The organism is Bordetella genomosp. 1 (assembly GCF_002261335.1).
Taxonomy (GTDB): domain Bacteria; phylum Pseudomonadota; class Gammaproteobacteria; order Burkholderiales; family Burkholderiaceae_B; genus Bordetella.
In genome coordinates, this window is the sequence record NZ_NEVL01000001.1 from 500,312 (window position 1) to 514,276 (window position 13,965).

The window sequence follows — 13,965 nt, forward strand, 5'->3', positions numbered from 1 at the left end:
CGAGGCGAGCCGGCGCCATCGAAGGAGCCGCGCCATCGCCGACCTCACTCAGGCCTCCCGGGTCTATCTCAATCGCCGCGTGGCGCCCCTGCTGGTGCTGGGCTTCGCCAGCGGTCTGCCGCTGGCCCTCACCAGCGGCACGCTGCAGGCCTGGGCCACCGTCGACGGCGTCTCGCTGCAGCAGATCGGCTTTCTCACGCTGGTCGGCACCGCCTACACCCTGAAATTCCTCTGGGCCCCCTTGGTCGATCGCTACGCGCCGCCGCTGCTGGGCCGCCGCCGGGGCTGGATGCTGCTCACGCAGGTGCTGCTCGCCATCGCCATCATGGCCATGGGCCTGATGTCGCCGTCGCAGGCGCTGCTGCCGCTGGCGCTGCTGGCCGTGGCGGTCGCGTTCCTGTCGGCCACCCAGGACATCGCCTTCGATGCCTATTGCACCGACGTGCTGCACAAGTCCGAACGCGGGGCGGGCGCCGCGGTCAAGGTGCTGGGCTACCGGCTCGCCATGATCGTGTCGGGCGGGTTGGCGCTGATCCTGGCCGACCAGTGGCTGGGCTGGGGGCATACCTATGTGCTCATGGGCCTCCTGATGCTGCTGTGCGTGGTGGCCACGCTGATGGCGCCCGAGCCGGAGGTGCCCGCCGCCACGCCGCGCACGCTGGGCCGGGCGGTGGCCGAGCCGTTCCGCGAATTCTTCAGCCGCCGCGGCGCGCTCACGCTGCTGCTGCTGATCGTGCTCTACAAGCTCGGTGATGCCTTCGCGGGCGCGCTGTCCACCACCTTCCTGATCCGCGGCGCCGGCTTCTCGGCCGGCGAGGTCGGCACCGTCAACAAGGTGCTGGGCCTGGTCGCCACCATCGTGGGTGCGCTGGCCGGCGGCGCCATCATGACGCGCTGGGGCCTGTATCGCTCGCTGATGGGTTTCGGCCTGCTGCAGGCGGTGTCCAACCTCGGCTACTGGTTCATCGCCATCAGCCCCAAGAGCCTCGTGACCATGAGCCTGGCCGTGGGCGTCGAGAATCTCTGCGGCGGCCTCGGCACCGCCGCCTTCGTGGCGCTGCTGATGGCGATGTGCAGCCAGCAGTTCTCGGCCACGCAGTTCGCGCTGCTGTCGGCGCTGTCGGCGGTGGGCCGCACCTACCTCGCGGGGCCGCTCACGCCGGTGCTGGTGGGCTACATGGGCTGGCCCGGGTTCTTCGCCGCCACCGTGCTGATCGCGGTGCCGGGGCTGGTGCTGCTGTGGCTGCGGCGCCAGGACATCGACGCGCTCGAAAACGAAAACGCCACGTCAACCTGAACGCCGGGCGCGTTGTCGCGCCCGTGCAACCATGGTGTGTTCCTCAAGTGTCCACGCACTGCAACGGTGCTAATGTAGCGGCCTGCGTTACCCGCGCATCCGGTCTCGGAGAGGGGCCGGTATAACGACACAGCGCGCGCCATCCATGCGCGCGCACCGAGGAGAAGAATCACATGAAGCGACTCGCATCCGCGTTCGCCCTGGCAGGCCTGTGCGCCGCCACGGGAGCCCAGGCGGCCGAATCCAGCGTCACCCTCTACGGCATCGCCGACATCAGCCTGCGCTATCTCAGCACCGGCAACGGCCCCAACAACGACAACAGCCGCGTCAGCCTCGAAAACGGTGCGATCTCGAACAGCCGTTTCGGCCTGCGCGGTGTCGAAGACCTCGGCAACGGCTACTCCACGTTCTTCCGCCTCGAGGGCGGCTTCAACGTGCAGAACGGCCAGCGCTCGGATCCCGATTCGTTCTTCAACCGCCACGCCTACGTCGGTATCGACGGCAAGCAGTGGGGTGCGATCTCGCTGGGCCGCCAGGACACGCCGATGTTCACGATCCTGGCCGATCAATACGATCCGCTCACGGTCGGCAACTACGTGCAGAACTCCTGGCTGCCGGTGGCCATGTCGCGCGCGCGCAGCTCCAACTCGGTGCGCTACCGCAACAACCAGCTGGCCGGCTTCGACGTGATCCTGTCGTACGCCTTCTCCGACAGCTTCGAAGACCACAAGCTCGGCCGCCAGTACGGCGGCACGCTGTCGTACACCACCGGCCCGTTCTCGATCGGCGGCGGCTACCAGCTCACCAACTCCGCCGCGGACTCCGACCTGGAGCAACGCGTCTGGAACGTGAACGCCAGCTACAACTTCGATCCGGTCAAGGTGTTCGCCGGCTACTTCAACGGCCGCGACGAAACCGGCTGGGTCAACGCCGTGATGGGCAGCGAGCTGCCCACCAACGGCCTGCAGCGCAAGGACAACGGCTATTTCCTGGGCGCGACCTGGCAGGCCACGCCGCGCTGGGCCATCACCGGCGCCGGTTACTACGACCGCTCGGAAAACGTCCAGGAAGACGGCGACAAGGGCAAGCGCTACGCCTTCGTCGTGGTCGCCGAATACGCGCTGTCCAAGCGCACGCAGCTGTACGGCACCGTCGACTACAACAAGGTCAAGGACGCCGCCAGCGAAGAGATCTCGCGCGGCAGCCAGGTCGGCGCCGGCGTGGGCATCCGCCACATCTTCTGATGCGGGGCGCGCGGCCTTGCGCCGCGCACAGCAAAACGGCCGTGCTGTCCGCAGCACGGCCGTTTTTTCATGGGGCGCAGGCCGCTGTCAGGCGCGCGCCGCGCCGTGCTGGCGCACGATCAGCACGTCGCAGGGCAGGGCCTCCAGCAGCTTCTCGGCCACGCTGCCGATGGCGGTGCGCAGGATGCCGGTCAGGCCGTGCGTGCCGGTCACGACCAGGTCGCAGCGGCGCTCGAACACGAAGGGCGAGAGCAGGGTCTCGGGCTGGCCGGCCTGGATCACGATCTCCGGGCGCGCGTGCCCGGCCAGCTCGGGCGTGTCGCGGACGAACGACTCGGCCTTCAGCAGCGCGTCCCTGCGCAGGTGTTCGGCGATGACTTCGGCCGGCAGCGCATCGGCCTCGGGCGGCACGGCATAGGCGTGGAACAGCGTCAGGCGGGCGCCCGGCGCCACCGCCAGCGCCGCGCGCAGCGCCTGGCGCGAGCCTTCCGAGAAGTCGGTGGCGATGACCACGTCCTGGTAGGGCTTGCGCGGGCGCGCCTTCACCACCAGCACCGGCTGGCGCGCGACGCGGGCCAGCCGCTCCACCGTGGTGCCCAGCAGCAGCCGGCCGAGCGTGGTTTCGCGCGCGATGCCGGTCACGATGAGGCTGGCGGATTCGCGCGTGGCGGTATCGAGGATCGCATCGACCGGATGGCCCCTGACCACCAGGGCCTGCGTGGGCACGCCGGCCTCGGCCAGGTCGTCGGCCAGGCGCTGTTCGGCCAGCGCCTTGTGATCGGGCGTGAGGCGCTTCCAGGCGGGCGTGGTGAGCGCGGTGGCCGGGGGCGGCTCCATCACGTGGAGCGCGACCAGCCGGGTCTGGTGCTGGCGGGCCAGCAGGAGCGCGCGGTCGAGCGCGCGGTCGCTGCGCGCGCTCAGGTCGGTGGCAAGCAAGAGGGTCCCGAGATGGTTCATCTGTTTCTCCTTTTTGGGGCGCCGCGGCATCCTGACGGACGTGGCGCGATGATTCCATTCTGGGCCGGCGCGACGCGGCGTGCCTTGACCGGCGTCAACGCCGGCGCACGCACCCGGCGGCTCACCTAGAATACGGACTTCTCATGCCGTCCCGGTGCCGTTTGCCATGCCCGTCGAAGCCTCCACCCTGCTGCTGCACGCGCTCTATCTGGTGGCCATCGTGGCCGAAGCCATGACGGCCGCGCTCGCCGCGGGGCGGCGCGACATGGATTGGTTCGGGGTTTGCGTGATCGCCTGCGTCACCGCGCTGGGCGGCGGCTCGCTGCGCGACGTGCTGCTGGGCCACTATCCGCTGACCTGGGTGGCGCACCCCGAGTACCTCGGCATGACCGCGGGCGCGGCGCTGCTGACCGCGCTGTGCGCCCGGGCGCTGCGGCATCTGCGCAGCCTGTTCCTGCTGCTCGACGCGCTCGGCCTGGTGGCGTTCACGGTGATCGGCTGCAAGGTGGCGCAGTCGATGGACCTGCCGCTGACGATCGTGCTGGTGAGCGGGATGATCACCGGCTGCGCCGGCGGGGTGCTGCGCGACGTGCTGTGCAACGACATCCCGCTGCTGTTCCGCAGCGAGCTGTATGCCAGCGTGTCGCTCCTGACCGGGGTTCTGTACCTGGTGCTGGACCAGTATCTTGGCCTGGTGTCCCTGGCCGTGCCGGTGGCCCTGGTGGTGGGCCTCGCGTTCCGCCTGCTGGCGTTGCGCTTCAACTGGCAGATGCCGAAGTTCGTCTATCGCGACGACTGGCATTGAAGGGCGGGCGGCCGCGCGGCCGCACCGCCTTCGGGGCAGATCAGTACAGGCCCTGATGACGCATGGCGTCGGCCACCTTGACGAAGCCGGCGATGTTGGCGCCGTCCACGTAGTTGACGTAGCCCTCGGCCGCATGGCCGTGGCGCACGCAGTTTTCGTGGATGTCGCGCATGATCGCGTGTAGACGGGTGTCCACTTCCTCGCGGGTCCACGACAGGCGCGCCGCGTTCTGGCTCATTTCCAGGCCCGACACGGCCACGCCGCCGGCGTTGCTGGCCTTGCCCGGCGCGTACAGCACGCGCGCGTCGATGAAGGCGCGGGCCGCGGCCAGCGTGGCGGGCATGTTGGCGCCCTCGGCCACGCACTTCACGCCGTTCTTGATCAGCACGCGCGCGTCCTCGATGTCGAGCTCGTTCTGGGTGGCGCAGGGCAGGGCCACGTCCACCGGCACGTGCCAGGGGTTCTTGCCGGGCGCGAAGCTCAGGCCGAACTTGCGGGCGTAGTCTTCGATGCGACCGCGCTGCTCGTTCTTCACCTGCATCAGCGCGGCCAGCTTTTCCTTGGTGAAGCCGGCCTCGTCGACCACGGTGCCGCTCGAATCCGAGGCGGTCACGACGCGCGCGCCCAGCGCCATGGCCTTCTCGATGGCGTACTGGGCCACGTTGCCCGAGCCCGAGACCGACACGCGCAGGCCGTCGAACGAGGTGCTGATACGGCGCAGCATCTCCTCGGCGAAGTACACGGTGCCGTAGCCGGTGGCTTCGGGGCGGATCAGGCTGCCGCCGAAGGCCAGGCCCTTGCCGGTGAACACGCTGGCCGCCGAGTTCGACAGCTTCTTCATCATGCCGGCCATGAAGCCCACTTCACGGGCGCCCACGCCCATGTCGCCGGCCGGCACGTCGGTGTCGGGGCCGAGGTGGCGATAGAGTTCGATCATCAGGGCCTGGCAGAAGCGCATCACTTCGGCGTCGGACTTGCCCTTGGGGTCGAAGTCGGAGCCGCCCTTGCCGCCGCCCATGGGCAGCGTGGTCAGGGCATTCTTGAAGGTCTGCTCGAAGCCCAGGAACTTCAGCACCGACAGGTTCACGGTGGGGTGAAAGCGCATGCCGCCCTTGAACGGGCCGATGGCCGAGCTGTGCTGCACGCGGAAGGCGCGGTTGACGCGGGCGCGGCCCTGGTCATCGGTCCAGCAGACGCGGAACTGGATCACGCGTTCCGGCTCGACCAGGCGTTCGAGGATCGCCTGTTCGGCGTACTGCGGGTGCTTTTCGAGGAACGGCCAGAGGCTGATCATCACCTCCTCGACCGCCTGCATGAACTCGGGTTGATGGGGGTCGCGGGCGGCCACGCCCTTCAAGAAGTCATCCAGGCCCTGCAGTTTCACGGTGTTCTCCGATGCCGCAAAAGCGTGCGGCAATGTTCCTGATTGGTGCATAAACAGAACCAAGTCGGTGCGCGTGTGTCTGATCGCACTGCTTTGGTGCGCGGCGATTGTGGAGGAAATCCGAGGCCGCTGCAAAGCCCGCGCCCGCGCGAAAGACGGGGGCGGATGGGCCAGAAATATAGGGGACGCATTGAAAAGCCGACGCGACGATATCGCGTTGGCCGCGGCTCGGAAAGGCCGCTATTTCAGAGACAAATATCTATATGTCCCTAAATTATTAGGGACCGGACCGGGTGGCACTTCCGAGGGTTCATACAGGGAAAAGCCGCGCCCACGGACCGCAGGGAGAGCGGCGAAAAAATATTTTCGCCGTAATATGTCCCCGTATTATTCGGGCTTCAGTTTGAAGTCGTAGTCGATGGTCAGCGGGGCGTGATCCGAGAAGCGCTCGTCCTTGTAGATCGCGGCCGATTTTGCCCGGGCGGCGATGCCGGGCGTGGCGATCTGGTAGTCGATGCGCCACCCGACGTTCTTGGCCCAGGCCTGGCCGCGATTGCTCCACCAGGTGTACTGGTCGGCCCGGTCATCGACCTGGCGGAACACGTCGACGAAGCCGCGCTGGTCGAACACCTCGGTCAGCCAGGCACGCTCTTCCGGCAGGAAGCCCGAGTTCTTCAGGTTGCCCTTCCAGTTCTTCAGGTCGATTTCCTTGTGGGCGATGTTCCAGTCGCCGCAGATCACGAATTCGCGGCCGGTCTTGCGGTGCTCGTCCATCAGGCCGTCGAGCCAGGGCGCGAAGGCGGCCAGGAAGCGGTACTTCGCCAGCTGGCGCTCGTCGCCGCTCGAGCCCGAGGGCAGGTAGGCACTGATCACGCTCAGGTCTTTCCAGTCGGCGCGGATGATGCGGCCTTCCAGGTCGAATTCCTCGCATTCGAAGCCGCTCACCACGCGCTCGGCCGGGTTGCGCAGGTAGATGCCCACGCCGCTGTAGCCCTTCTTCTCGGCATGGTGGAAGTGGCCGGTGTAGCCGGGCGGATGACGCAGCTCGTCGGTCAGGTCGCCGTCGGCGATCTTGATCTCCTGCAGGCAGAGGATGTCGGCGGCGTGGGTTTCCATCCACGGTTGCAGGCCCTTGCGGAAGGCCGAGCGGATGCCGTTGAGGTTGAGCGAGGTGATGCGCAGCAAAACATGACTCCTGAATTCGGGGGCGGGCCCTTTGGCCGGCGGGCGTCGGACGGATACGCGTCGACGCGGTCAGGCCTGAACTTTAACCGACCCGGGGGACGGCGGGCGGCGGCCCGCGCGGCCGGGCCCGCTCGCCGGGGCGCGGCGCGTGCGACCAGGCAGAAAACAGCCGGATCGCGGATAATGGCGGGGTTTGTCAACCTTTACGCCTGGGAACGATCCGCATGTCCGCCGCCGCCTCCACCGCCCTTCAGTTCGTCCGTTTCGCACTCGATGAGAGCGTGCTGCGCTTCGGCAGCTTCAAGGTCAAGTCGGGCCGCACCAGCCCGTATTTCTTCAACGCCGGCCTGTTCAACAGCGGCCGTTCGGTGGGCAAGCTGGCCCAGTTCTACGCCCAGGCGCTGCTGGATTCGGGCGTCGAATTCGACATGCTGTTCGGCCCCGCCTACAAGGGCATCCCGCTCGCCACCGCCACGTCGGTGGCGCTGGCCGGCCACGCCCAGGCGCAGGGCCGCGACTTTCCGTTCGCCTACAACCGCAAGGAAGCCAAGGACCACGGCGAGGGCGGCACGCTGGTCGGCGCGCCGCTGGCCGGCCGCGTGGTCATCATCGACGACGTGATCACGGCCGGCACCTCGGTGCGCGAATCGGTCGAGATCATCCGCGCCGCGGGCGCCACGCCGGCCGCCGTGCTGATCGCCATGGACCGCATGGAGCGCGCCGGCGCCGACGATGCGCTGTCGCCCCATTCGGCCGTGCAGGACGTGGCCCGCACCTACGGCATCCCGGTGGTCAGCATCGCGTCGCTGGCCGACATCATGGCGCTGCTGCAGGACGACGCCCAGTTCGCCGAGCACCGCGACGCCGTCCAGGCCTACCGCAGCAAATACGGCGTATAAGCCGCCGCGCCCCGCGCGCATGAAAAAAGCCGCCGCCCGGTGACAACCCCGGGCGGCGGCTTTTTCGTGGGCGCTTCGGGCTCAGGCGTCGAGCTTTTCCTTGAGCAGGTCGTTGACCTGCTGCGGGTTGGCCTTGCCGCGGGCGGCCTTCATGATCTGGCCCACCAGCGAGTTGAACGCCTTCTGCTTGCCGGCGCGGTACTCGGCCACGATGGCCGGGTTGGCCGCCAGCACCTCGTCGATCATGGCGCCGATGGCGCCCGTGTCGCTGATCTGCTTCCAGCCGTTGGCCGCGATGATCGCGTCGGCGTCGCCGCCTTCCTCGCCCGCCCACATCTTGGCGAACACGTCGCGCGCGATCTTGTTGGAGATCGTGCCGTCGATGATGCGGTTGATGAGCTGGGCCAGCGCGGGCGCCTGCACCGGGGCGTCGGCGACGTCCTTCTCTTCGCGGTTGAGGGTGGCCGAGAGCTCGCCCATGACCCAGTTGGCCGCCAGCTTGGCCTGGCCGGCCGGCAGGGCGGCCGCCACCGCTTCGAAGTAGGCCGCGAGGCCGCGGCTGGTGGTGAGCTGGGCGGCGTCGTAGGGCGTGAGGCCGAAGTCGGCCTCGAAGCGCGCGCGCAGCGCGGCCGGCAGCTCGGGCATGGTCGCGCGGACCTGCTCGATCCAGTCGGCGCCGATCACCAGCGGCGGCAGGTCGGGGTCGGGGAAGTAGCGGTAGTCGTGCGCGTCTTCCTTGCTGCGCATGCTGCGGGTCTCGTCGGCATCGGCGTCGTACAGGCGGGTTTCCTGGACCACCTTGCCGCCGTCCTCGATCAGCTCGATCTGGCGCCGCGCCTCGAACAGGATGGCGCGTTCCAGGAAGCGGAACGAGTTGACGTTCTTGATCTCCGTGCGGGTGCCGAACTCGGCCTGGCCGACCGGGCGCACCGACACGTTGGCGTCGCAGCGGAACGAGCCTTCCTGCATGTTGCCGTCGCAGATGCCGAGCCACACCACCAGGCTGTGCAGCGCACGGGCGTAGGCCACGGCCTCGGCGGCCGAGCGCATCACGGGTTCGGTCACGATCTCGAGCAGCGGCGTGCCGGCGCGGTTGAGGTCGATGCCGCTGGCCGGGCGGCCGTTGGGCAGGTTGAACTCATCGTGCAGCGACTTGCCGGCGTCTTCCTCGAGGTGGGCACGGGTGAGCTGCACCGTGTGCTCCTGCTCGCCGACGAAGAACGAGATCGAGCCGCCCACGACCACCGGCAGCTCGTACTGGCTGATCTGGTAGCCCTTGGGCAGGTCGGGGTAGAAGTAGTTTTTGCGGGCGAACACCGAGCGCGGCGCGATCTCCGCGCCCACCGCCAGGCCGAAGCGGATCGCGCGTTCGGCGGCGCCGCGGTTCATCACGGGCAGGCTGCCGGGCAGGGCCAGGTCGACCACGTTGGCCTGGGTGTTGGGCGCAGCGCCGAAGCGGGTGCTGCTGCCGGAGAAGATCTTGGAGTCGGTGGAAAGCTGCGTGTGCGTTTCCAGGCCGATGACGATTTCCCAGTTCATGGTCAGGCGTCCTGCGTAGCCGGCGTGCGTTGATGCCAGTCGGTTTCTTGTTGATAGCGGTCGGCGAGGGCGAGCAAGCGGCCTTCGTCGAAGTAGTTGCCGATGATCTGCAGGCCCACCGGACGGCGGCCGTCGGCGCCGAAGCCGCACGGCACCGACATGGCGGGCAGGCCGGCCAGGCTCACGCCCAGCGTGTAGATGTCGGCCAGCCAGTCGGCGGTCGGGTCGTCGCGGTTGTCGCCGATGTTCTTGGCCACGGTCGGGGTGACCGGGCCCATGATCACGTCGCACTTGCCCGCGAAGGCGGCCTGGAAGTCCTGCGCGATCATGCGGCGCAGGCGCTGGGCCTGGAGGTAGTAGGCGTCGTAGTAGCCATGCGACAGCACGTAGGCGCCGATCAGGATGCGGCGCTTGACCTCGGCGCCGAAGCCTTCGGCGCGCGAGCGGCTGATCATCTCTTCGAGACCGTCGTAGTTGGCGGTGCGGTGGCCGTAGCGCACGCCGTCGTAGCGCGACAGGTTGCTCGAGGCCTCGGCCGGGGCGATCACGTAATAGGCCGGGATGGCCAGCTCGGTGCGGGGCAGCGAGATCGCGACGCGCTCGGCGCCGAGCTGCTCGAACTGCTTGAGCGCGGCCTCGACCGCGGCGGCCACGTCGGGCGCGAGGCCCGCGCCGAAGTATTCGGCCGGCACGCCGATGCGCAGGCCCTTGAGGGGCTGGCTGCCGGCGGCCTGGTAGCCCTGGGCGGCGGCGTCGAAGGCGGCGCGCACGCGGCCCGGTGCGTTGGTCACGCCGTCGCAGGTCTCGAGGCTGGTGGCGTCGAGCGGATCGAAGCCGCTCATCGGATCGAGCAGTTCGACGAGGTCGCGCGCGCTGGGGGCGAGCGGGCCGGCCTGGTCGAGGCTGGAGCCGAACGCGACCATGCCGTAGCGCGACACGGTGCCGTAGGTGGGCTTGATGCCGCTCACGCCGCACAGGGCGGCGGGCTGGCGCACCGAGCCGCCGGTGTCGGTGCCGGTGGAGGCCGCGATCAGGCGAGCGGCCACCGCGGCGGCCGAGCCGCCCGAGGAGCCGCCGGGCACGGCCTGGGTGTCCCAGGGGTTGCGGACCGCGCCGTAGGCGGAGTTTTCGTTGCCCGAGCCCATGGCGAATTCGTCGCAATTCAGCTTGCCGAGCGACACGGCGCCGGCCGCCTGCAGGCGCTCGACCACGGTGGCGTCGAACGGGCTGACGTAGCCTTCGAGCATGCGGCTGCCGGCGGTGGTGCGCCAGTCGCGCGTGACGAACGCATCCTTGTGCGCGATCGGGACGCCGGCCAGCGGGCCGGCATTGCCCTGCGCCAGGGCGGCGTCGGCCGCGCGGGCCTGGGCCAGCGTCAGGTCGGCGTCGACGTGCAGGAAGGCGTTGAGCGGGGCGGCCGACTCGATCGCCGCCAGGGCGCTCTGGGCCAGCTCGACGGCGCTCACCTTGCGCGCGGCCAGGGCGGCGCGCAACGCGGCGATGTCGCCGATTTCGGTATGCAGTGCGGGTTTAGCCATGACTTACTCGATAACCTTGGGAACCAGGAACAGACCTTCGGCCTGGGCCGGGGCATTGGCCAGCAATTCGGCGCGGCGTTCCGGGGTCGACGGCTCGATGGGTTTGTCGTCGCGCAGGCGCAGCACCACGTCTTCGTGGGCCGACAAGGGGTGGGCCAGCGGCTCCACGCCCGTGGTGTCGACGGCCTGCAGCTTTTCGATCAGGTCCAGGATGCCGTTCAGTTCGGTCTGAGCGGTATCCTGCTGTTCGGGGGTCAGTTCGATGCGGGCCAGCCGGGCAATGCGGGCCACGTCTTGTGCGGTGAGCGCCATGGAAAGAAGACCAAAGGATGGGGAGGCGTAGCGGGGGGTGTAGGACCGGCAGTATGCACAGCCCGAACCCGTTACAAAGCTTGAATAGCCTGCATTTAAGCGCTATTTCCGGTGAAATTATAAGTTATGATTCACGGTTTAATCGCTGCAGTCAGGCGGAGCCGGTGTCGTAGCCCGGGCCGCCGCGTCTCGCGTCACCCCCTAATTCCTGAATCTAGCTGAGCTCCCATGTTCGGATTCCTCCGCAGTTACTTTTCCAGCGATATGGCGATCGACCTCGGTACCGCCAATACGCTGATCTACGTCCGGGGCAAGGGCATCGTGCTGGACGAACCGTCGGTGGTCGCCATTCGTCACGAAGGCGGCCCCAACGGCAAGAAAATCATCCAGGCCGTCGGCCAGGAAGCCAAGCAGATGCTGGGCCGCGTGCCCGGCAACATCGAAGCCATCCGCCCCATGAAAGACGGCGTCATCGCCGACTTCACCGTGACGGAGCAGATGCTCAAGCAGTTCATCCGCATGGTGCACCCCCGCAACATGCTGGCCCCGAGCCCGCGCATCATCGTGTGCGTGCCCTGCGGCTCGACCCAGGTCGAGCGCCGTGCCATCCGTGAATCGGCCCTGGGCGCCGGCGCCTCCCACGTCTACCTGATCGAAGAGCCGATGGCTGCCGCGATCGGCGCAGGCCTGGCGGTGTCCGATGCCAGCGGCTCGATGGTGGTCGACATCGGCGGCGGCACCACCGAGGTGGCCGTGATCTCGCTGGGCGGCATGGTCTACAAGGGCTCCGTGCGGGTCGGCGGCGACAAGTTCGACGAAGCCATCGTCAACTACATCCGCCGCAACTACGGCATGCTGATCGGCGAGCCCACCGCCGAACTCATCAAGAAGGAAATCGGCTCGGCGTTCCCGGGTTCCGAGGTCCGCGAGATCGAGGTCAAGGGCCGCAACCTGGCCGAAGGCGTGCCGCGCAGCTTCACGGTGTCGTCCAACGAGATCCTCGAATCGCTGACCGACCCGCTCAACCAGATCGTGTCGGCGGTGAAGATCGCCCTCGAACAGACCCCGCCCGAACTCGGTGCCGACATCACCGACAAGGGCATCGCCCTGACCGGCGGTGGCGCGCTGCTGCGCGACCTGGATCGCCTGCTCCAGGAAGAAACCGGCCTGCCGGTGGTGGTCGCCGACGACCCCCTGACCTGCGTGGTGCGTGGTTGCGGCGAAGCGCTCGAACACCTTGAAAAGCTCGGCGCGATTTTCATCAACGACTAAGCCCGTGCGGCTGACCGGCGTCCGCCCCATGCGAGGCGCCGGCTGGCAAGGCAGCACCGGGTTGCAACGCCCGGGCTGAGTAATTAATGCAACGACAAGGGACCCCACCGCTATTTCGCCGCGGCCCGCCGGCCGAGGTGCGTCTGGTCGTCCTGGTTTTGCTGGCCCTCATTCTCATGGGGGTCGATTCGCAGTTGCGCATCCTCGAGCCGGTGCGGCGCACCGTCTCGATGGCCCTGTATCCGTTCCAGCGCGCCGTGATGGCGCCGCGCGATCTCGTGCAGCAGATCGACGAGTGGGTCAACGCGGCCAACATGATCCGCAGCGAAAACGAAGCCCTGCAGCGCCAGCGCATCGAGCTGGCCCAGGTCGCCACGCACGCGGCCCAGCTCGCCGCCGAAAACGCCCAGTTGCGGCGCCTGCTCGGCGTGACCGACACCGTGGCCCAGTCGGCCGTGGTGGTCGAGGTGCTCTACGAGCCGCCCAACGCCTTCCATCAACGCCTGGTCTTCAACAAGGGCAGCCGCGCCGGCCTGGAGCCGGGCATGCCCGTGATCGACGAAGGCGGCGTGGTCGGCCAGATCGTGCGCACCACCCCCATGACCGCCGAGGCCGCGCTGGTCACCGACGAGCGCGTCTCGATCCCGGTGCAGGTGCTGCGCAACGGCCTGCGCCTGATCGCGTTCGGCAGCAACACGCCGGGCGTGATCGAGGTACGCTATCTGGCGGCCAACGCCGACATCAAGGCCGGCGATACCATGGTCACCAGCGGCGTGGGCGGCCTGTTCCCCGCCGGCCTGCCGGTGGCCAAGGTCGTATCGGTCGAACGCGACACCGCGTCGGGCTTCGCCCGCGCGCTGTGCGAACCGCTGGCCCATCCCGAGCGCTATCGCCACTTCCTGGTCCTCCAGGTCGACGTGGCCCGCGCCGAATCCAACCGCCAGGAGGCCGATGGTGCCGGCAAATAATCAAGGCGACGGCCTGCGACGCAATCGCAAGCTCGGCATGCCCAGCAACGTCGAACCGGAACGCCTCGCGCATCCGGCGCACGGCGCGTTCGTCTGGGGCACGCTGCTGCTGGTCTGGCTGCTCTCGCTGCTGCCGTGGCGCCAGTGGCCCGGCGCGCCCGACGTGCTCGCGCTGGTCATCGCCTTCTGGTGCGCCCACGAGCCGCGCCGCGTCGGCATGGTGGCCGCCTTCGTGTTCGGGCTGCTGCTCGACGTGCACGACGCCGGCCTGCTCGGCGGCCACGCGCTCACCTACACGCTGGTCGCCTACGGCGCGCTGGCCCTGCACCGCCGGCTCCAGCGCTTCGACCTCTGGAGCCAGGCCATGCACATGCTGCCCGTCTTCTTCGTCGCCCAGCTGGTGAGCCAGCTCATCATGGCGTGGCTGGCCGGCGCCTGGCCGGGCTGGCAGTGGGCGCTGGGCGCGTTGCTGACGGCGGCCATCTGGCCGCTGGGCGGCTGGGTCCTGCACCTGCCGCAACGACGTTACGACGACGTCGAATCGTCGGCCGTCTGAGGCGCACCG

General features: G+C 68.6%; 13 protein-coding genes. 7 read left to right on the forward strand and 6 right to left on the reverse strand.

Annotation, left to right across the window (positions count from 1 at the left end; genetic code table 11):
• Positions 1-34: 34 nt before the first annotated feature.
• Together CEG14_RS02305 and CEG14_RS02310 are read left to right on the forward strand one after the other, a co-directional pair.
• Complete coding sequence (locus CEG14_RS02305; protein WP_094824729.1) at positions 35-1,297, forward strand: muropeptide transporter; 1,263 nt, start codon at positions 35-37, stop codon at positions 1,295-1,297.
• A gap of 173 nt (positions 1,298-1,470) precedes the next feature.
• Positions 1,471-2,541: a porin gene (locus tag CEG14_RS02310; protein ID WP_094824730.1), complete on the forward strand. Its 1,071-nt coding sequence runs from the start codon at positions 1,471-1,473 to the stop codon at positions 2,539-2,541.
• A gap of 87 nt (positions 2,542-2,628) precedes the next feature.
• Here the strand turns inward: CEG14_RS02310 and CEG14_RS02315 are convergent, their stop codons facing one another.
• A complete protein-coding gene (locus CEG14_RS02315; RefSeq protein WP_094824731.1) occupies positions 2,629-3,498 on the reverse strand; it encodes a universal stress protein in 870 nt (289 codons plus the stop codon).
• 166 nt (positions 3,499-3,664) lie between these two features.
• On the opposite strand from CEG14_RS02315, the gene CEG14_RS02320 reads away from it, so the two are divergent.
• Positions 3,665-4,303, forward strand: coding sequence for a trimeric intracellular cation channel family protein (locus CEG14_RS02320; protein ID WP_094824732.1), 639 nt, complete (start codon positions 3,665-3,667; stop codon positions 4,301-4,303).
• A 40-nt stretch (positions 4,304-4,343) separates the two neighbouring features.
• Here the strand turns inward: CEG14_RS02320 and gdhA are convergent, their stop codons facing one another.
• Both gdhA and CEG14_RS02330 read right to left on the reverse strand, forming a co-directional pair.
• Positions 4,344-5,687, reverse strand: coding sequence for an NADP-specific glutamate dehydrogenase (gene gdhA / locus CEG14_RS02325; RefSeq protein WP_256985562.1), 1,344 nt, complete (start codon positions 5,685-5,687; stop codon positions 4,344-4,346).
• Between the two features lie 387 nt (positions 5,688-6,074).
• The gene (locus CEG14_RS02330; RefSeq protein ID WP_094824734.1) at positions 6,075-6,872 is read right to left on the reverse strand and encodes an exodeoxyribonuclease III; all 798 of its coding nucleotides are present in this window, start codon (positions 6,870-6,872) and stop codon (positions 6,075-6,077) included.
• A 224-nt stretch (positions 6,873-7,096) separates the two neighbouring features.
• On the opposite strand from CEG14_RS02330, the gene pyrE reads away from it, so the two are divergent.
• Positions 7,097-7,771, forward strand: coding sequence for an orotate phosphoribosyltransferase (gene pyrE / locus CEG14_RS02335; protein WP_094824735.1), 675 nt, complete (start codon positions 7,097-7,099; stop codon positions 7,769-7,771).
• An 81-nt stretch (positions 7,772-7,852) separates the two neighbouring features.
• Here the strand turns inward: pyrE and gatB are convergent, their stop codons facing one another.
• The 3 genes from gatB to gatC are packed head-to-tail and all read right to left on the reverse strand — an operon-like array spanning position 7,853 to position 11,160.
• Positions 7,853-9,310, reverse strand: a complete 1,458-nt coding sequence (gatB, locus tag CEG14_RS02340) for an Asp-tRNA(Asn)/Glu-tRNA(Gln) amidotransferase subunit GatB (protein WP_094824736.1) — start codon at positions 9,308-9,310, stop codon at positions 7,853-7,855.
• Positions 9,311-9,312: 2 nt separating this feature from the next.
• The gene (gatA, locus tag CEG14_RS02345; protein WP_094824737.1) at positions 9,313-10,848 is read right to left on the reverse strand and encodes an Asp-tRNA(Asn)/Glu-tRNA(Gln) amidotransferase subunit GatA; all 1,536 of its coding nucleotides are present in this window, start codon (positions 10,846-10,848) and stop codon (positions 9,313-9,315) included.
• 3 nt (positions 10,849-10,851) lie between these two features.
• Positions 10,852-11,160, reverse strand: a complete 309-nt coding sequence (gene gatC / locus CEG14_RS02350) for an Asp-tRNA(Asn)/Glu-tRNA(Gln) amidotransferase subunit GatC (protein WP_094824738.1) — start codon at positions 11,158-11,160, stop codon at positions 10,852-10,854.
• Between the two features lie 228 nt (positions 11,161-11,388).
• Here gatC and CEG14_RS02355 point away from each other — a divergent pair, with 228 nt between their 5' ends.
• The 3 genes from CEG14_RS02355 (at position 11,389) to mreD (ending at position 13,956) form a co-directional block, all read left to right on the forward strand.
• Positions 11,389-12,432, forward strand: a complete 1,044-nt coding sequence (locus CEG14_RS02355) for a rod shape-determining protein (protein ID WP_094798445.1) — start codon at positions 11,389-11,391, stop codon at positions 12,430-12,432.
• A gap of 86 nt (positions 12,433-12,518) precedes the next feature.
• On the forward strand, positions 12,519-13,400 hold the full coding sequence (gene mreC, locus CEG14_RS02360; protein ID WP_094824739.1) for a rod shape-determining protein MreC: 882 nt from the start codon (positions 12,519-12,521) through the stop codon (positions 13,398-13,400).
• Positions 13,401-13,437: 37 nt separating this feature from the next.
• On the forward strand, positions 13,438-13,956 hold the full coding sequence (gene mreD, locus CEG14_RS02365) for a rod shape-determining protein MreD (protein WP_306437022.1): 519 nt from the start codon (positions 13,438-13,440) through the stop codon (positions 13,954-13,956).
• Positions 13,957-13,965 lie beyond the last annotated feature (9 nt).